Source organism: Saccharopolyspora spinosa NRRL 18395, assembly GCF_000194155.1.
GTDB lineage: Bacteria > Actinomycetota > Actinomycetes > Mycobacteriales > Pseudonocardiaceae > Saccharopolyspora > Saccharopolyspora spinosa.
Genome location: NZ_GL877878.1, coordinates 3,698,748 through 3,714,822, shown reverse-complemented (window position 1 = coordinate 3,714,822; position 16,075 = coordinate 3,698,748). Strand labels below are relative to the sequence as shown.

Below are 16,075 nucleotides of genomic sequence, written 5' to 3'. Positions count from 1 at the left end.
TGCGCCAAGGTCGTTGCTGCTCAGCTCTTGCAGGCACACGAATGCCAGCCTCCCGCAGGGCCGCAGACGGACGGCGTGCACGACCCGATCATCCGGCCGCAGGACGTGTGAAGCGTGAAGGGCAGCTTTGCCATCAAGTTGGCAAAGCTGCCTTCCCCCGCGGCGATGCGGTCGATCGCGTCCAGGAGTTCGGCGTCGCGGTCCAATGTGGCCGAGCCGCCGGTCTCGACCACGTCCACGGCGAACGTGGCGCCCGAGGAGCTCAACGAGGTGGGCCCTGCTTGTCGGTCACGTGGGTGCGCAGGTCTTCGGAGGTCTGCGCGAGGTGGTCGGTCATCGCCTGCCGGGCCCGCGCCGGGTCGCCCGACTCCAGCGCGCGCAGGATCTCGGCGTGGTGCTCGATGGCGTTGTCGCGGATCTCGCGGACAGCGGAGGTCTCCCGCCGGCTCTCGATCAGCAATCGCCCGAACGGCTCGAACATCAGCGGGATGAACACGTTGCCGGTCGACTGCATCACGGTGTTGTGGAAGGCGATGTCGGCGGCGGCGAACAACTCCACATCGTCGGTGTCGGCAGCGGTGCGCATGTCGTGCAGCTGTTCCCGCAGCTGCGCGAGGTCTTCCTCGGTCCGCTTGGCGGCGGCGAGCTCGGCGGCACCGACCTCCAGCAGCCGGCGGGCGTCGATCAGGCTCTCCCACCCGAACCGGCTCGACTCGGGCGAGGTCGCGGCTCGGATCATCGGATCCAGCGCGGTCCACTGCGCGGGGGCGTTGACGTAGGTTCCGCGGCCCCGCTGGATGCGCACGACGTTCTGCACCCGGAGAGCCTTGATGGCCTCCCGAACGGTCAACCGGCTGACCGAGAACTGCTCGGCCAACTCGCCCTCGGAGGGCAGCGCCACCCCGGGCGGATGGGTACCGTCGATGATCGCGGCGAGCAACCGCTCGGAAAGCTCCTCCGGCAGCGACACCCCGAACCCCCTAACAAGACATCAGATGTCCAGAATCCAGCGACTTTAAACGTCCACCCGCACCCCGTCAAGGGTGCGCCGGTCCAATGAGGACGATTCGCGGACCCCGGCGCGGTGGGTATAGTCCGGTGAGGCTGGGGTTTTGCGGACTTGGTGGGTGGCCGGGCCTGGAGCCCGTGGCCCGGCTCGCCGCCCGGGCCGGGGTCAGCGCGCCGACCGTGCTCCGGCTGGTCGGCAAGCTGGGGTTTGCCGGGTACCCGGAGCTCCAGCAGCCGCTCAACCTGGAGGCCCAGCGTGTCCAGCAGCAGAGCGGTTGCCGTCGCCAGCTCCGCGTCGTTGTCCAGGACCGATTCGCCTGGCACGAACTCGACTTCGACGCAGCAGCCGTGCGCAGAGGCGGCCGGGTCTGCGACCTCGACCAGTCTCTTGTGGACGTCCGTGCGGTCGGCCGTTGTCCTCGCGCGCACCGTGCCGCGCGCGACGGCTTGCCCTGGAACGACATTCGCGGCCGTTCCTGCCGCCAGGGCCGTCACGCTCAGCACGACCGAGGCCATCGGGTCGACGGTCCGGCTGATCATGCTCTGCAACGCGACGATCACGTGCGCGAGCGCCACCACGGGTCGCGAGTGCGGTGCGGTGCGCGGCGTGCCCGCCCTCGCCGCGCACAGTCAGCGTGAACTCGTCCGACGAGCCGTTGACCACACCCGGCGAGGTTCGCCAGCGCCAGCTCCAGCGCCAGGGTGGGGCCCTCGCTTCCGGACACGCATGGCCGGGCGTGGATCTGGTGGCGAAGGTCCACTGCGGACTCAAGCTGGCGGGCCAGCTCCGCGCGGAACCGGTTCACCGCTGGTCCAGCCGGTAGACGCGGCGCGCGTTGTCCCGGCCGATCATGCGGACCACCCGGATCGCGTCCTTCTCCGACCACTCGCCGGCCTCGACCCACTCCGACAGCGTCTTGCGCATCGCCCGCCGCCACAGCGACGCGCCGAGGTGGTGCAGCTCCGGCGGTCCCCAGGCATCGGAGGAGAACAGGACCTTCGCGAACGGCGCGAGCTCCAGCGATTCGGCGACCACCGCCGAGGAGCGGACCCCGCTGTAGTTGACCCCGAGCCCCACGTCGAAGTACACGTGCGGGAACACCTGGGCCAGGTATCCGGCGTTGCGGTGGAACGGGTAGTTGTGCAGCAGCATCAGGTCGACCCCGGAGGGCTCGACGAGCTTGATGAACCGCGTCAGCAGCAGCGGGTCGCAGCGGTGCAACTCGACATCGGGGTCGCCGTATCCGGCGTGCAGCTGCAACGGCAGATCCCGGTCGACGCCCGACCACAGCAGGAACCGCAGTAGCACCGGGTCGTCCACCCGCGTGGCACCGGACCGCAGCCAGTTCCCGGCAGCAGCAACGACTTCCGCCTCCGACGGGCGTTCCGGGGCGAAGTCGAAGCCGTATCGGTAGGCGACGATGCTCTTGAGACCGACCGCGTCGACCGTGCGCTCCGCGAGCACCTCCGGGAACCGCGACGGCAGCTCGGCCGCGCCCACCCCGGTGCGCGCGAGGTCCTCCAGCACCGCCTCCAGGCGTACGACCTCGTCGGCCCGGACGCCGGAGGCCGACGCCATCTCGTCGGGGGCGAGGATCTCGTCGCCCTTGTACCCGGTCTCGACCAGGTAGTGCCCGATGCCGCTGGCCGCCAGCAGCCGCCGGGTGACCTCCTCGGGGCCGAGCTCCTCCCGCCTCGCCACGTAGTCGGCCGCGTCAGCGTGCGCGGGCAGGCCGAGCTCCGGAGCGCACCAGCGCCGGATGGCGAAGCCCAGCTGCGAGTCGAACTGGGTCATCCACTCCGGCACCGGCCGGTCGGACTCGGTGAGCAGCAGTTCCAGCGCAGGCCGGTCGACCTCCCCGGCCAACGCGCCGTGCACGTGGTGGTCCACCAGCGGGAGGCCGTCGATGACTGCCGCCAGGTCGTAAGTAGACATCCGCGATCCTCCGGGTGCGTTCCGCGTCGTCGAGTCCGTCGAGGTGCGCGAGTTCGGCGCGCTTCGCCGAGAACTGCGTGGCCAGCAGCTTCGGGTCGAACCACGATCGCACCACATCATCGGACTCCAGCGCCTCCAGCGCCGATTCGAGCGGGTCGGGCAGCGCGGGCACCCCGGCGATACCGGCCTCGGTGGCCTCCTCCGGCCACACCGTCGGCTCGTCGTACTCCGAGGTCAGGCCCGCCAACCCGGCCCGGATCAGCACGCCAAGCGCGAGCCACGGGTTTGCCTTGGCGTCGGCGGCCCGGTACTCCAGGTTGAACTGCGCCGCCGGATCGGGGCCCGAGGCCGGGCAGATCCGCAGCATGGCCTCACGGTTGCGTTCGGCGAGGAACGCGCCGCCGACTCTCCAAGGTGCGGGGTCAGCCGCAGGAACGACACGGGCTCGGCGCGGTCCAGGCGTTCAGCGCCGCAGCGTGCCGTAAGACGCTGGCGGCGAACCGGATGCCCACCGTGGACAGACGGCCGGGCCGCTCGGGATCGAAGAACACGGGCAGGCCATCAGCGTCGCGCAGGCTCAGGTGGATGAGAATCCGGCGCGCGGACCGAACCGGCGGGGTTGAAGTGCTGGGTGAGCCGGCAGAGCCCGTAGCCGGCCAGTGCGACGGCGATCAGGCCGAGGATGAAGACCAGCGGCACGGTCAACATCGCGTTATGAAATGAACGTGCCCCGCTTCGCCCGGGTCGGAACGCGCGGTCCCGAGTACGCCCGGCGGCCACCGCGGCGAGGCACTCCGCATGGAGGGCCGTTTGCCCTGCTAGATGCGCGTGAGCGCTTTGGGCTGCGGTGGCGACCGGAAGCGCCCCAGAGCCCCCTGATCAGCCGAAGCGTCGGACTCCGCTGGACACCTGCGGGGCGGCTGAATGGCCATACGTGACGAACGACACGATTTCGGCATCGACCGCCCGATGAGTGTCCTATGTGGATGATCCGGGCGGTGGTTCGAGGCTTGCCAGGGCGGTTCGCACGGCCCTTCGCGTGGCTAAAATTTCGCAGTTCGGCCGTGATTCGCACGCGTCGCAGTCCCCGGCGACGGCCGGGGCGGCGCCGGGCGCGGCGGCCGGGTGGGGCCCGAAGCCGGGGCGTTGCCGGCGTTCCGCTGTGGCCCTCGACGTACTGACTGGTTGGTATGGGTGTGGTACTCCTGGTGGACCGCCCAGGTCGGGGCGCGCTTGGAGGTGTGGTCATGGCCGATTCTCGGCACGAGTGGATGGAGCCGGGTGCGTACGAAGTCGCGCCTGGCGTGCACCGGATCCCGCTGCCCCTGCCCAGTGACGGCCTGCGTGCCGTGAACGTCTACGCGATCGCCGACGGCGACACGGTGACCCTCATCGACGGCGGCTGGGCGCTGGACGAGTCGCGCGAACAACTCGCCACCGCGCTGCGCGGGATCGGCGCAGGGCTTGGCGACATCAACCGCTTCCTGGTCACCCACGCGCACCGTGACCACTACACCCAGGCCGTGGCGCTGCGGCGCGAGTACGGTTCCAAGGTGCTGCTTGGCGAGGACGAGCAGCACAATATCCGCACCCTGATGGACCCGGAGCACGAGCCGCTGGCCAAGCAGATCGAGCTGCTCGCCGAATGCGGCGCGAAGCCGGTGCGCGATGCGGTCGTGGCCGCCCGCGACGCCGGCCCGCGCGGCCCGCACTTCTGGGAAGAACCCGACGAGTGGATCGGGAAGTCCACCGACATCACCCTCGCCGACCGGTCCCTGCGCGCCGTGGCCACGCCGGGCCACACCCGCGGGCACCTGGTGTTCATCGACGATGCCGCCGAGCTGATGTTCGCCGGCGACCACGTGCTGCCGCACATCACGCCGTCCATCGGCTTCGAGCAGGTCCCCAGCGAGGTCCCGCTGCGCGACTACCTGGCGTCGCTGCGGCTCGTCCGCGAGATGCCCGACATGCGGCTGCTCCCCGCGCATGGCCCGGCCGCCGACAGCGTCCACCAGCGCGTCGACGAACTCCTCGACCACCACGACACCCGCCTGGACGTGACCGCTGCGACCGTCGAGAACGGCGCGAGCACCGCGTACGAGGTGGCTCGGGCGTTGACCTGGACCCGCCGCGAGCGGACCTTCGACGAACTCGGCGATCCCTTCAACCAGATGTTGGCGGTGCTTGAAACCGCCGCCCACCTGGACGTGCTGAGCCTGCAGGGGAAGCTCGCGAAGGAGGAGGTCGAAGGGGTCGTGCACTACTTGCTGGCCTGATGGGTCCGGACCAGGAACGGCAGCACGCACACGGCGAGCACGCCGCCGACGATGGCCAGCGTGCCGTAGCTCGTTGAGGCCATCACGACGCCGCTGGACAGCCCGGCCGTCGCGCCGGACAGCGAGACGGCCAGGTCACGAGATCGGCAGTAGGACGGGACTGTCCGGCAGTATCGCGGCTACGATCCCGAGCGCGCCGAGCGTGCTGATGGCGTAGCTGGCCGCGAGGCCAGCGCTTGGATTCGAGCATGTCCTCGGCCGGCAGCGCCCCGACGGCCACACCGGAGGACAACCCGGCACCGGCCAGGACCTGCGAGCACGCCATTACCCGGATTGTCCAGCGCTGAAATGTTTTGTCTGGTTTGGGTGGCCGCGCGCGCGGCAGCATGGTCATTGTTCATCCCCCTGCCGTCGCCCGGGGGCAACCTTCCGTAATCGCTGGATGTTGCTGTGCGTGCCGGAAAATCACCCGGTCGCCTCGTACGGTGACGATCCCCGGCGTGCAAGGCTGTAGGGGCCCTTCCGGGGCTTGAGGCAATTGGGGGGCGGGTACCTCGTTGGGGTCGAAGGGAACGTCGCTAGGAGCTCGTCATGTTGAGCAGGCACGAGCGGGACAGGTTGGCGGAGATCGAATCCGCGCTGATGTCCGGTGATCCTCGGCTGGCGGAGAAATTCGACCGGTTCGACGGTGGTCGGAGCTGGGGCGGAGTACGCCGGGTCCTGTTGTTCCTGATGCTTGCCCTCGTGGCGTTGCTGGCGTTGTTGTGCCTGGTGAGCGGGCTGGTGCTGAGCTCGATCATGTTGGCCCTGACCGCCGTTGCGGGCGTCGGCGGCGTTTGGTGGCACGCCAGGCGGAAACGGCACCGATGAGATCCTGGTCGTCTTATGTGGACGATTCACGGAGTCGGGTGCGGCAGTGCTTGCAGCACCGTGTCGGGCTCGACGAAGACGCCATCGGGCAGGCTGTCGATGCGTTCCAGGTGCGCCGCCGGCGCGCCTAGGGCGACGCACTGCTGGTAGATCTCCTGCTTGGTGGCGGGGAAGTGCAAGTGGCAGAGGAACCTGAGCAGTTCTCCGCGGTCGGGTACGGGCATCTTCGCTCCCACCGGTCGAGCCGGTCGTGTCGACAACCGACTACCCGCGCCGCGTGGCAGGCACACGCGGTGCCGCGATGACCGGGCGGCTGTTTCAGGTGGGTCGGTTGGGTACCGACACCGCTGGCGGGGATGACGGAAAGCGCTGGTGAACGCGCTTTCCGAATCGGCCTGCGGCGCGTCCTGGTGGTGCTGTGCGGCACCGAGATCACCAGCTGGGGCGAGCTGTTCTACGCCTTTCCACGTGCTGACGCCGACGATCAGCGCGGACACCGGTTGGTTGGTCGCCGTGCTGACGGCCGCGTTCTCGACGTGCCAGAACGTCGCGGCGCTGGCCGGTGTGCTGGTCGGGCGGTGCCTGGACCGCGCCGAACCTGGTTTGGTACGTCGCCGCCTGGATCATCGCCGGCTTCGCGGCCTCCGGCGTCCGCTACCAGCCGGCGTTCGCCGCCCCGACGAGGTGGTGGGGTCCGCGGCTTGTCCCGGCGCTGACCGCCGTGGCCCTCGTCGCGGGCTGGCGAGCGCAGTGGTCGCGCCGCTGACGGCATTCCTCAATGCACACCTGGACTGGCCGACGACCTACGTCGTGCTCGCGGTGGCCCTCGGCCTGATCACGATTCCCGCACACGCGCTCGGCTTGCGCGGCGACTGACCGCACATCGCTCGGACCAAGCAGCTCCGCACGGCTATCCGGGCGCGGTGCCGCCGGTGGCGCGCAGCCGGGCTTTCGTCGTGCTCGCGGTGGCGATGAGCCTGGGTGCCTTCGCGCCCTACGCCGTGGTCGTCAACCTCGTGCCGCTGCTGCTTCAACGCGGGATGTCCACCGGCCTGGCCACGATCGCGCTGGGCCTAGGCGGGTCGGGCAGGTCTGCGGGCGGTTGGGCTACGGGCCGCTGCCGAAGAGCACCACCGCCCGCACCCGCATGACAGTCGTGATCGAGGCAGGTGTGGCGACGACCGGACTGCTCGCCGCCATCCCCCGGTCCGGCGGCGTTGCTGATCGCCGCGGCGGCTGGCCGGATCGGCGCGCGGCGTGTTCGCGCTGCTCCAGGCGACGGCCATCAGCGATCTTGGGGCGCGGCGCAGTTCGGTCGGCTCAACGGGATGCTCTCCGCACCGGTCCAAATGGCCATCGCCGTTGTCGCCGTGGGGCGGGGCGGCGCTGGCGGAGCTGTTCGGTGGCTACTCGGCGGTGTTCGCGGTGTTGGCAACGCTCGACGCGTTCGCCGCGCTGATCTCCCTGGCGTCGATGCCCGCAAGAACTCTCTGATCGTCCACAGTGGTCAGATGCCGGCCATCTCGCGGGCCGCGATGGCGATGGCGGATGCGTCGATGCCCGCCTGCCCCAATAGCTCGGCCGGGGTGCCGGAACTGGGCATGCCGCGCACCGCCAGCACACGGACCGGGGCGCCGGTGCCCGCCAGGGCGCTGAGCACGGCCTCCCCGAGGCCGCCTTCCGGCCAGTGGTCCTCGGCGGTGATCAGCCCGCCGGTCTCGGCGGCGGCCCGGCGCAGCGCCTCGACGTCCACCGGTTTGATCGAGTACAGGTCGATGACGCGGGCCTGGATTCCTTCCCTGGCAAGCATTTCCGCCGCGCTGAGCGCCTCGTGCAGGGTGATGCCCGCGCCGACGAGCGTGACGTCGTCGCCGTCGCGCACCACCCGCGAGCCGCCGATCGGGAAGTCCTCGCCCGGTTCGTAGATCACCCGCGTGGCACCGCGGGTGGTCCGCACGTAGCTGATCCCGGTCCGGTCCGCCATTTCCTCGACCAGTCGCACAGTCTGGTTGGCGTCGCACGGGTAGAGCACCGCGCTGCCGTGCACCGCGCGGAACGCCGCGAGATCCTCCAGCGCCATCTGCGACGGCCCGTCCTCGCCGATGGACACTCCCGCGTGCGAGCCCATCAGGCGCAGGTTCGCCCGGCTCACCGCGGCCATCCGGATGAAGTCGTAGGCGCGGGTGAGGAACGCGGCGAACGTCGAGGCGAACGGCACCCAGCCGCGCACCTGCATGCCGATCGCCGCGGCGATCAGCTGCTGCTCGGCGATGTACATCTCGAAATAGCGGTCCGGGTGGACATCCCGGAACAGCTCCGCGAACGTCGAGTTCGACACCTCGCCGTCCATCGCCACCACGTCGCCGCGCCGATCGCCGAGGGCGCGAAGCGCCTCGCCGTAGGCTTTGCGGGTGGCGACCTCGGTGCCGAGCTCGAACGCGGGCAGCCCGCCGCCGGTCACCGGGAACACGTGTGGCGTCTCGTCGCTGGATGGCTTGGCGTAGTTGACCCGCAGGTCGCGGATGCCGCCGAGCTCGCGGATCGCCTCGTCGGGGTGCACCAGCGGCTTGCCGTGGAAGCCCGGCTTGTCCTCGACCTCGGCGACGCCCTTGCCCTTCTTGGTGGCCGCCAGCACCGCGACCGGTCGCCCGTCGCCGGCCTCGGCATCCTTCAGCGCCCTTTCGATCTGCTCCGGGTCGTGGCCGTCGATCTCGATGGTGCGCCACCCGGCCGCGATCGCCCGGTCGGCGTAGGCGTCGAGGTCCCAGCCGTGCATCGTCTGCCCGGTCTGGCCGAGCCGGTTGACGTCGATCAGCGCGATGAGGTTGTCCAGCTGCTCGTGCCCGGCGTGCTCCAGCGCCTCCCAGACCGAACCCTCAGCCATCTCGCTGTCGCCGCAGAGCACCCACACCCGGTACGGCAGCCGGTCCAGCCGCTGCGCCGCGAGCGCCAGGCCCACGCCGATCGGCAACCCCTGCCCGAGTGAACCGGTCGCGACGTCGACCCAGGGCAGCACCGGCGTCGGGTGGCCCTCCAGGCGGCTGCTGAACTTGCGGAAGGTGAGCAGCTCGGCGTCGTCGATCGCGCCGACCGCCTTCAGGCACGAGTAGTACAGCGGCGAGGCGTGGCCCTTGGAGAAGATCAGGTGGTCGTTGCGCGGATCGTGCGGCTTGGCGAAGTCCAGCCGCAGGTGGCCGTCCAGCAGCGCGGCCAGCAGGTCGGCGGCGGACATGGACGACGTGGGGTGCCCGGAACCGGCGGCGCTGCTGGCGCGCACGGAGTCGACCCGCAGCTGCTGCGCCAACTCGAAGCGGAAGGTCAGATGGTCCATGCCACGGGAGTTGCCCGCGAACACCACCTGTGAAACTAAGGCCGATTCCGGCCTGGTTCCGCAGGTGGCGGAACGTCAGCCGCGAGTGCTTTCGGGGGCTTTGGCGCCGAGACCGACTCGCGGCCGGTGACCTGCGAAAACATCTGCGCAAGAGCGGTGGGCACGCGGGTGTTCGACCGGCCCGTCGACACCCGCCGGGTCAGGTGGGGTCGGGGTTGCTCAGGCCGGAGAGCAGGCGCTTGATCACCTCGGGATCGATCTCGGCCGTTTCGTCGATGCCGTGTTCGGCCTGGCCCGCCCGCCTGTTGCGGGAGCGGCGGGGCAGTGGCACCGCGTTCGCCGAGACACCACCCGGCAGCGGCACCTCGCACCACACGAGCGCGCCGCCACCTCGCAAGGCGGTCGCACCGCAGTGGCCGTTGGCGAAACCGGGCGCCATCGCCGGTGGGGCCTTCGCCTGCTCGTCCTCGACCTCGGCCACGAGGCTCTCGCCGCTGAGGCTCAGCCGGACGGTGATGAAGCCGGGGGAGCCGGGGGCGGCGCTGTCGACGGCAGCGGTCACGAGCGCGGTGGTGAGCTGGGACGTCTCGTCGATCAGTTCGCGCAGGGACCACTCGGCGAGGGTGAACCGGACGAACATCTCCGTGCAGTTCACGGCGCTGGGCAGCGCAATGAGTCGCAGGTCGTCGACTTGTGAGGTCTGAATGTTCACCTGGTTGTCGTCCTCCGTCCGCGTCCACTGCGCGCCATCACCCGCGAGCCTTATTTTGCCAACTCAGTTGGGTGGCTTGTCTACAGGGGCGGTGACTTCTCGAATCGCCGCTCGTAGCTCGGTTTTCCGGGTGTCGTGTCGATTTTTCCGGCGTGCGCACCGCGCGGTCGACCGGTCGGCCCCGCCCGGCGCGGCGCACCTCAGGTGACTCGCTGCATGTCGCCATCCCTCGACTGTCTGTTCTGGACGATCATCGGCGAATATCGTTCCGGCGCAGCACGTTTCGGTGCTGGGCGTGGAACGCGTCGAGCACCGTGCCGGCCGCTGCCAGTAGTCTGGCCAGAAACGTACGGCACGAATCGCGCTTGGTACAGACCGGTACGTATCGGTTCCGCAACAGGAGTGTTCCAGCCCGATGCTCAGGAGGGTTCCGACCGTGTCGGGTGTCCGCGGTTGACCTGTCCGCGGACACCCGATCGAGTTACGCGAGAGCGTCCAGGCCCTCCCACATCGCCTTGCTGATCAGCTCGATCTCCGACTCGCTGATGATCAGCGGCGGCGAGACCGCCAGCGCCTTGCCCAGCGGGCGCACGATCACGCCGAAGTCGCGGATCGCGAGCTGCGCGCGAGTCGGCGCGCCGGGGTCGGCGGCCAGCAGGTCCGGCGCCAGCTCGACCGCGCCGAGCAGGCCCACCCCGCCGCGCACCTCACCCACGGCGGGGTGGTCGGCGAGCTGCCGCAGCGCGTCGTGCAGCGGGCGCTCCAGCTCGTCGGCCCGCGGCAGCAGCTTCTCGCGCTCCAGGATGTCGATGTTGGCCAGCGCGGCGGCGGCCACCGTGGGGTGCCCGGAGTAGGTCGCGCCGTGCCGGAACGGGCGGCCCGGGTGGTTCCAGAACGGCTCGGCCACCCGCTCGGCGATCACCACGCCGCCCAGCGGCAGATATCCGCTGGTCACGCCCTTGGCGAAGGTGATCATGTCGGGCTGCAGGCCCCACCGCTCCACGCCGAACCAGCTGCCGACCCGGCCGAACCCGCAGATCACCGAGTCGGCGACGAACAGGATCTCGTGCTCGGCGCAGATCTTGGCGACCGCCTCCAGGTAGCCCGGCTCCGGCGGGTACAGCCCGCCGGCGCCCATCACCGGCTCGGCGAAGAACGCCGCCACCCGATCGGCACCGAGCCGGTCGATGGCCTCCCGCAGGCTTTCGGCGTCGTCGTGGGCGACCCGGCTGGCCTCCGGCACGAGCTGGCCGAACCCGGACTGGTTGGCCTCGATCCCGCCGATGCTGGTGCCCATGCCGTTGGTGCCGTGGTAGGCGTTGCCGCGGCTGAGGATGTGGGTGCGCTGCGGTTGCCCGCGCTGCGCCCAGTACTGCCGGGCCAGCTTCGCGGCGGTGTCGATCGACTCGCCGCCACCGGTGGTGAGGAAGATCTTCGCGCCTTCCATCGGCGCGAGCTGGGAGAGCCGGTCGGCCAGCGCCTCGGCCGGTGGATTGGTGAAGTCGTTGAAAACGAAGTAGGACTCAAGCTCGCGCATTTGGGCGGCGGCGGCCTCGACGATCTCGGTGCGGCCGTGGCCGACGTTGGCATACCACAGGCTCGCGGTGCCGTCGAGGTAGCGGCGTCCCGCCTGGTCGTAGATCCAGACCCCGTCGGCCTTGCTGACGCAGAACTGGTCGTTCTTGACCTGGGACATGTCCGCGAACGGGTGCCACAACGCGGTGTTGCGCGGTGCTGTCGACATGCGTTCCTCCTTCGTGTCGCGCTACCAGCTTCATCGGCCCACCCGCCGGTACGCCAGTGCCAAAACGCCGAAATTCGCCGGACCGGTTGGCCAGATCGCCACGAGCGGTGCAGAGCTCGTCGCTGCGGTGCTGGTCGCAGATAGGACTTTGGCCTCTGCTGGCGGGATGCCGCCGACGGCACGGTCGTGGTGCTTGCCCATTGTGGAGGTGATCAACGCATGAACTGGTTCCCGATGCTCAGTCGGCAGCCGTACGAAGCCGCCGACGAGTGCCCGTGGACACCGGAGGAGGTGGCAGCGCTGGCCGAAGCGGTGCGCCGGGCGCCTTCCGTGCACAACACGCAGCCCTGGTCGCTGCGGGTGCAGGGGCGGGCCGCCAGGTTGCGGATGCGTTCGATGCCGGAACTGGTCCAGCACGATCCGGACGGTCGCAACCGGCGGATGTCGTGCGGCGCGGCGCTCGCCAACCTGGCGATCGTAATGCGCGCGCTCGGCTGGGCGACCGAAATGCGCTGGTACACCGACGAGCACGGGGACGGCGAGGGGACCGTCTTCGGCACCCACCGGCAGCCGCCGAGCGCGATCGACCGGGAGCGCCGGCGGGCCATCGACCGCCGGAGCAGCTTCCGGCGACCCTTCGCCGACCGGCGGATCCCGCACCTTGCGCGCACCACCGTTGTTGCCGCGTCGACCACGCAGGCGACCTGGGTGCACGGGCCGGTAGAGGAGCAGGCGCTGGCGCGGCTGCTCGCCTACGCCGCGCGGGCCCACCACGACGACAAGAACTATCAGCGCGAGCTGGGTGCCTGGATCGCACCGTTCTCGGACGAGGGGCTGCCCGAGGACGCGCTGTCCGAGCGCGGGCTGCCCGCGATCGGGTTGGCGACCGGTACCACCCGGCTGCCGGACCAGGCGCAGATCGCGAAGTGGGTGGCGAAGGAGTCGGTGCTGGTCTTCAGCACGATCACCGATGACCCGCGGGATCACCTGCTGGTGGGCGAGGCCGCCGAGCGGGCCTGGCTGGAGGCAACGCGGCTGGGTCTGGTCGCGTCGGTGATGACCCAGCCGCTGCGGCTGTCCGAGGTCCGCTCTGCGCTGAGCGACGAGCTCGACCTCGGCGGGGTGCCGCAGCTGCTGATGCGGATCGGCTACCCCGCTGCGATGCGAGTGCCGCAGGCGAGCCGCCGACCGCTGCCGGACGTATTTGGCTGACCATCCACTGTGGGCATAAGGCCTGGGCGACCTCCGCGTCGTCGAGCCGGGGCAGCCGGTCGAACCACGGGTCGACGTCCGGCTCCCCTACCTTGACCACCAGCACGACGGCTGGCCGACCGGACGGGACAAACTCCGCGTCTCGGCCGCGTCTCAGCCGCGTATCGGCCCGGCGACAAGCCCGCCACCCGCGCGTAAGCACGTCGTGGACGCGGGGATGGCGCACCAGTGCGAGGCCGGCAGCGGTGACATCCTTGATTCCGTGCGTGCCGGAGCGGATGTGTACCTGATGCCGCGGATTCAGCATGACTGGAACGACGCCACCTGCGTGCACGTCTTGCGCAGGTGTGCGAGGCGATGACCGCGCAGCAAGGTGTTGCCAGACAACGACGAACCGCGCCTCGGGAAGCGGCTGGACCTGGTGATGGCCGCCTTGACGCATTGCCGGGAGCGCAACGCCGCGGAGTATCGGGCGCCGCTCGCGCAGGCGGCGCTGCCTGGCGCGAGGCACATCGCGACCGGCTCGGCCTCCAGCGTGGTGGGCGCAGTCCTCGGCCGACGGTGCGTCCGGTTGGTGGGAAGTGCGGATCGCCCGATTGACATGCCGTAGGTGCTCTGCTGCGATTGATTCGTGATGTTCCCGGTGTTCACGAAGCGGCGACACGTGGATTTCCGTCGCGTGTCGGCCCAAGCATGTCGCCCCTAGCGCTCCGCCAGCCCGGTTTCCGCCACAGCGCGGAGATCCGGATCAGCAACAGTCCGCAGTGGACTGGAAGTCTCGGACCCAGGGAGCACGTGTGTCCAGCGTTCTCGTAATCTCCGGCAGCCCGTCGCGCACCTCGAAGACAGAACGGATCGGCGAGCACGTCGCACAACGACTCGCGACCTCCGGCCGCACCGCCGACCACCTGCGCGTCCGCACCTTGCCTGCGGATGCGCTACTCGGCGCCGACACCCGCGCACCGGCGATCGCCGACGCCATCGGCAGGGTCGCCGAGGCCGACGGCATCGTGCTGGCCACCCCCACGTACAAGGCGGCGTATTCCGGGCTGCTCAAGGCCTTCCTGGACCTGCTGCCGCAGTTCGGCTTCGCCGGCAAGGCGGTGCTGCCGCTGGCCACCGGCGGCACCATCTCCCACGTCCTGGCCATCGACTACGCGCTGCGCCCGGTCGTGCACTCGCTGGGCGCCCGCCACGCGGTGCAGAGCTTCTTCCTGCTGGACAAGCACATCTCGGTGGTGGACGGCCAGCTCAGCGTCCACCCGGACAGCGCGGAGCCGCTTGCGGACGTGATCGAGCAGTTCAGCAAGGCCCTCGACGGCGTCCCGCACTCCACGGTGCTGGGCCGCACGGCGTAGTCCAACGAGATGACGGGCACCTCCTGCCGGGCAGTCGCTGTGCGGCCGGGCAAGTCGGCAGAAGGTGCCCTTCACGCTTCCTCGAAGCCGTCTCGGCAGAGGTGGTCGACAGCGGAGTCCATCAACAGCCGGCCCCTACCGGTTCGCCAGCAGGGTGGGTCGACTGCGATCGTGTCCAGCTCGCCGAGGTTCGGATCAACCGGGTCTCGACTCGTTCCGGTCCCGGCGAAGCCGACGACCTTCTCGGCCCGCGTAGCGACCCACCACCTGGAGGGCGGCGCTGCGGTCAGCGCCTCCGCCCACCTGGCCTCGAGGCCGTTGGAGACCTCCCGAGATGGGAAGAAGCCCGCGAAACCTTCATTCCACGAGCTGACGTAGATTTGTGTGATCTTGGCGTCCAGAGATGTTGCCGGCCGCACAGCGGTCCTGCCGAGCTTAGGGTTCACGTCTGGTGACCCGGGGTCCATCGACTGATCTTCGCAAGCCAGAACGACTGTTCCGGTTGGTGGCCAAGCATGCGGGCGCGGTCCAGCAGATCGAGAGCGATTGATCAGAAGGCGCTGGCTGGGGCCGCGCGTGTTTGGGGTGCTGTAGAGGCTGGTTTTCCGGCGGGGCGGTTCAGCTGGCCGCCCCCAGCGGGAATGGTCTGGTGCTGTCTCGCCAAACGGTGTGAAGCGAACGGCCTGTTCGCGTCGATAGGCGACACAATCGGTCCGTTCGCTCCGTTGTTCTTCTGGGAGCTGGCCGCCCCCAGCGGGAATGGTCTGGTGCTGTCTCGCCAAACGGTGTGAAGCGAACGGCCTGTTCGCGTCGATAGGCGACACAATCGGTCCGTTCGCTCCGTTGTTCTTCTGGGGTGAGGCTTGGGCTGTTGGTGTGAAGTGAATGGCCTGTTCGCGTCGATAGGTGACACAATCGGTCCGTTCGCTTCACGTCAGCACCTTTCCAAGCAACCCCTATGGCGCCTGAATAACTCACGGCACCTGGCCTGGGGAAACGTTGGGCCGGGGCGGTGTGACCTGTCGCCGGGGTGTTACAGCGGGCCGTCGATCCAGTTCTGGAGCAACGGGGCCGTAATCGCGATCAGGTTTTCCTGCGGTTCTGCGCTGATCGCTTTGGTTCGCAGGACTAGGCGGGCCGCTCCTAGGCCCATCAGGTGGCTGCAGACCAGTTCCGCTCGGAGGCGCGCCTTCGGGCCCGTCAGGCGCTTCGTCAGGCGGGTGACCAGTTGGCGTTCGAAGTTCGCTCGGAACTGGGCCCCCGCTGGCCGCGACGACGTGAACACCGCCCGCACCAGCGGGTCTCCCTGGGTTCGGTCGTGGTAGTCCAGCAGCGTCCGGACCAGGTGTTCGCCGAGGTTGGGCAGTTCGCAGTCCAGCAGGCGCTCCGCGTCCTGCTCGAAGCCCGATGCCTCGGCGAACAGGCTTTCCTTGCTGCCGAAGTACTTCATCACGAGGGCCGCGCTGACGTCCGCATCCGCCGCGATGTCGCGAAGAGTCACGTCGGCGTACCCGCATGACGAGAAGCGGCGGCGCGCCGCCTTGAGGATGGCTTCGCGGGTGGCGCACGCGTCGCGCCGCTGGTCCTCGGCGACCGTTGTGGCCGGAGCCGTGCTGGGCATGTCGTTC

Annotated in this window: 20 protein-coding genes and 1 pseudogene; 8 read left to right on the top strand and 13 right to left on the bottom strand. The window is 69.7% G+C overall.

The window, feature by feature from the left end:
* Positions 1-20 precede the first annotated feature (20 nt).
* The 7 genes and pseudogenes from SSPN_RS0118430 to SSPN_RS56820 form a co-directional block, all read right to left on the bottom strand.
* Complete coding sequence (locus SSPN_RS0118430) at positions 21-239, bottom strand: hypothetical protein (protein WP_143539545.1); 219 nt, start codon at positions 237-239, stop codon at positions 21-23.
* Between the two features lie 23 nt (positions 240-262).
* A complete protein-coding gene (locus SSPN_RS0118425; protein ID WP_394378887.1) occupies positions 263-964 on the bottom strand; it encodes a FadR/GntR family transcriptional regulator in 702 nt (233 codons plus the stop codon).
* A complete protein-coding gene (locus SSPN_RS62735; protein WP_394378664.1) occupies positions 847-1,548 on the bottom strand; it encodes a peptidase dimerization domain-containing protein in 702 nt (233 codons plus the stop codon). The genes SSPN_RS0118425 and SSPN_RS62735 overlap by 118 nt, the downstream gene beginning before the upstream one ends.
* Positions 1,549-1,810: 262 nt before the next feature.
* Positions 1,811-2,944 carry an amidohydrolase family protein gene (locus tag SSPN_RS0118410; RefSeq protein WP_010696924.1) on the bottom strand — a complete coding sequence of 378 codons (1,134 nt, stop codon included), beginning with the start codon at positions 2,942-2,944 and terminating at the stop codon, positions 1,811-1,813.
* 52 nt (positions 2,945-2,996) lie between these two features.
* Positions 2,997-3,320: pseudogene (locus SSPN_RS61695) on the bottom strand (hypothetical protein); the annotation flags it as partial.
* A 46-nt stretch (positions 3,321-3,366) separates the two neighbouring features.
* Complete coding sequence (locus SSPN_RS62730; protein ID WP_202798837.1) at positions 3,367-3,495, bottom strand: hypothetical protein; 129 nt, start codon at positions 3,493-3,495, stop codon at positions 3,367-3,369.
* A gap of 10 nt (positions 3,496-3,505) precedes the next feature.
* On the bottom strand, positions 3,506-3,652 hold the full coding sequence (locus SSPN_RS56820; protein ID WP_010696922.1) for a hypothetical protein: 147 nt from the start codon (positions 3,650-3,652) through the stop codon (positions 3,506-3,508).
* Between the two features lie 539 nt (positions 3,653-4,191).
* Here SSPN_RS56820 and SSPN_RS0118400 point away from each other — a divergent pair.
* Together SSPN_RS0118400 and SSPN_RS0118390 are read left to right on the top strand one after the other, a co-directional pair.
* Entirely contained in the window at positions 4,192-5,220 is a 1,029-nt protein-coding gene (locus tag SSPN_RS0118400) for an MBL fold metallo-hydrolase (RefSeq protein WP_010696921.1), read from the top strand.
* 591 nt (positions 5,221-5,811) lie between these two features.
* Positions 5,812-6,090, top strand: coding sequence for a DUF3040 domain-containing protein (locus SSPN_RS0118390; RefSeq protein WP_029535470.1), 279 nt, complete (start codon positions 5,812-5,814; stop codon positions 6,088-6,090).
* Between the two features lie 26 nt (positions 6,091-6,116).
* On the opposite strand, the gene SSPN_RS0118385 is transcribed toward SSPN_RS0118390, so the two are convergent.
* A complete protein-coding gene (locus tag SSPN_RS0118385) occupies positions 6,117-6,314 on the bottom strand; it encodes a DUF2795 domain-containing protein (RefSeq protein ID WP_029535469.1) in 198 nt (65 codons plus the stop codon).
* A gap of 244 nt (positions 6,315-6,558) precedes the next feature.
* Between SSPN_RS0118385 and SSPN_RS59955 the strand changes: the two genes are divergently transcribed.
* The 3 genes from SSPN_RS59955 (at position 6,559) to SSPN_RS59945 (ending at position 7,584) form a co-directional block, all read left to right on the top strand.
* Positions 6,559-6,966, top strand: coding sequence for a hypothetical protein (locus tag SSPN_RS59955; protein WP_237710588.1), 408 nt, complete (start codon positions 6,559-6,561; stop codon positions 6,964-6,966).
* A 56-nt stretch (positions 6,967-7,022) separates the two neighbouring features.
* Positions 7,023-7,241 (top strand): hypothetical protein, encoded by a 219-nt coding sequence (locus tag SSPN_RS59950; protein WP_010696915.1) that lies wholly within the window; start codon positions 7,023-7,025, stop codon positions 7,239-7,241.
* A 106-nt stretch (positions 7,242-7,347) separates the two neighbouring features.
* Positions 7,348-7,584, top strand: a complete 237-nt coding sequence (locus SSPN_RS59945) for a hypothetical protein (RefSeq protein ID WP_010696913.1) — start codon at positions 7,348-7,350, stop codon at positions 7,582-7,584.
* A gap of 13 nt (positions 7,585-7,597) precedes the next feature.
* On the opposite strand, the gene SSPN_RS0118360 is transcribed toward SSPN_RS59945, so the two are convergent.
* The 3 genes from SSPN_RS0118360 to SSPN_RS0118350 form a co-directional block, all read right to left on the bottom strand.
* On the bottom strand, positions 7,598-9,421 hold the full coding sequence (locus SSPN_RS0118360) for a transketolase (protein WP_029535468.1): 1,824 nt from the start codon (positions 9,419-9,421) through the stop codon (positions 7,598-7,600).
* A 199-nt stretch (positions 9,422-9,620) separates the two neighbouring features.
* Positions 9,621-10,133: a hypothetical protein gene (locus SSPN_RS0118355; RefSeq protein WP_010696911.1), complete on the bottom strand. Its 513-nt coding sequence runs from the start codon at positions 10,131-10,133 to the stop codon at positions 9,621-9,623.
* Positions 10,134-10,614: 481 nt separating this feature from the next.
* Positions 10,615-11,877 (bottom strand): aminotransferase family protein, encoded by a 1,263-nt coding sequence (locus SSPN_RS0118350; protein WP_010696910.1) that lies wholly within the window; start codon positions 11,875-11,877, stop codon positions 10,615-10,617.
* Positions 11,878-12,096: 219 nt separating this feature from the next.
* On the opposite strand from SSPN_RS0118350, the gene SSPN_RS56815 reads away from it, so the two are divergent.
* The 3 genes from SSPN_RS56815 to ssuE all read left to right on the top strand — a co-directional run bounded on the left by SSPN_RS56815 (position 12,097) and on the right by ssuE (position 14,447).
* On the top strand, positions 12,097-13,089 hold the full coding sequence (locus SSPN_RS56815) for an Acg family FMN-binding oxidoreductase (RefSeq protein WP_010696909.1): 993 nt from the start codon (positions 12,097-12,099) through the stop codon (positions 13,087-13,089).
* A 22-nt stretch (positions 13,090-13,111) separates the two neighbouring features.
* Positions 13,112-13,450: a methyltransferase gene (locus SSPN_RS62725; RefSeq protein WP_420187968.1), complete on the top strand. Its 339-nt coding sequence runs from the start codon at positions 13,112-13,114 to the stop codon at positions 13,448-13,450.
* Positions 13,451-13,886: 436 nt separating this feature from the next.
* Positions 13,887-14,447: an NADPH-dependent FMN reductase gene (gene ssuE / locus SSPN_RS0118330; protein ID WP_010696907.1), complete on the top strand. Its 561-nt coding sequence runs from the start codon at positions 13,887-13,889 to the stop codon at positions 14,445-14,447.
* A 71-nt stretch (positions 14,448-14,518) separates the two neighbouring features.
* Here the strand turns inward: ssuE and SSPN_RS44435 are convergent, their stop codons facing one another.
* Both SSPN_RS44435 and SSPN_RS0118320 read right to left on the bottom strand, forming a co-directional pair.
* Positions 14,519-14,866, bottom strand: a complete 348-nt coding sequence (locus tag SSPN_RS44435; protein WP_010696906.1) for a GNAT family N-acetyltransferase — start codon at positions 14,864-14,866, stop codon at positions 14,519-14,521.
* Positions 14,867-15,480: 614 nt separating this feature from the next.
* Positions 15,481-16,068: a TetR/AcrR family transcriptional regulator gene (locus SSPN_RS0118320; RefSeq protein ID WP_010696905.1), complete on the bottom strand. Its 588-nt coding sequence runs from the start codon at positions 16,066-16,068 to the stop codon at positions 15,481-15,483.
* Positions 16,069-16,075: the final 7 nt, after the last annotated feature.

What these genes read in the sequence shown, in the direction of transcription:
- SSPN_RS0118400 (WP_010696921.1), top strand. Translation starts at nt 4,192, where the DNA reads ATGGCCGATTCTCGGCACGAGTGGATGGAGCCGGGTGCGTACGAAGTC.
- SSPN_RS0118320 (WP_010696905.1), bottom strand. Translation starts at nt 16,068, where the DNA reads ATGCCCAGCACGGCTCCGGCCACAACGGTCGCCGAGGACCAGCGGCGC.
- SSPN_RS0118385 (WP_029535469.1), bottom strand. Translation starts at nt 6,314, where the DNA reads ATGCCCGTACCCGACCGCGGAGAACTGCTCAGGTTCCTCTGCCACTTG.
- SSPN_RS0118360 (WP_029535468.1), bottom strand. Translation starts at nt 9,421, where the DNA reads ATGGACCATCTGACCTTCCGCTTCGAGTTGGCGCAGCAGCTGCGGGTC.
- SSPN_RS62735 (WP_394378664.1), bottom strand. Translation starts at nt 1,548, where the DNA reads ATGATCAGCCGGACCGTCGACCCGATGGCCTCGGTCGTGCTGAGCGTG.
- SSPN_RS0118410 (WP_010696924.1), bottom strand. Translation starts at nt 2,944, where the DNA reads ATGTCTACTTACGACCTGGCGGCAGTCATCGACGGCCTCCCGCTGGTG.
- SSPN_RS0118390 (WP_029535470.1), top strand. Translation starts at nt 5,812, where the DNA reads ATGTTGAGCAGGCACGAGCGGGACAGGTTGGCGGAGATCGAATCCGCG.
- SSPN_RS56820 (WP_010696922.1), bottom strand. Translation starts at nt 3,652, where the DNA reads ATGTTGACCGTGCCGCTGGTCTTCATCCTCGGCCTGATCGCCGTCGCA.
- SSPN_RS0118350 (WP_010696910.1), bottom strand. Translation starts at nt 11,877, where the DNA reads ATGTCGACAGCACCGCGCAACACCGCGTTGTGGCACCCGTTCGCGGAC.
- SSPN_RS56815 (WP_010696909.1), top strand. Translation starts at nt 12,097, where the DNA reads ATGAACTGGTTCCCGATGCTCAGTCGGCAGCCGTACGAAGCCGCCGAC.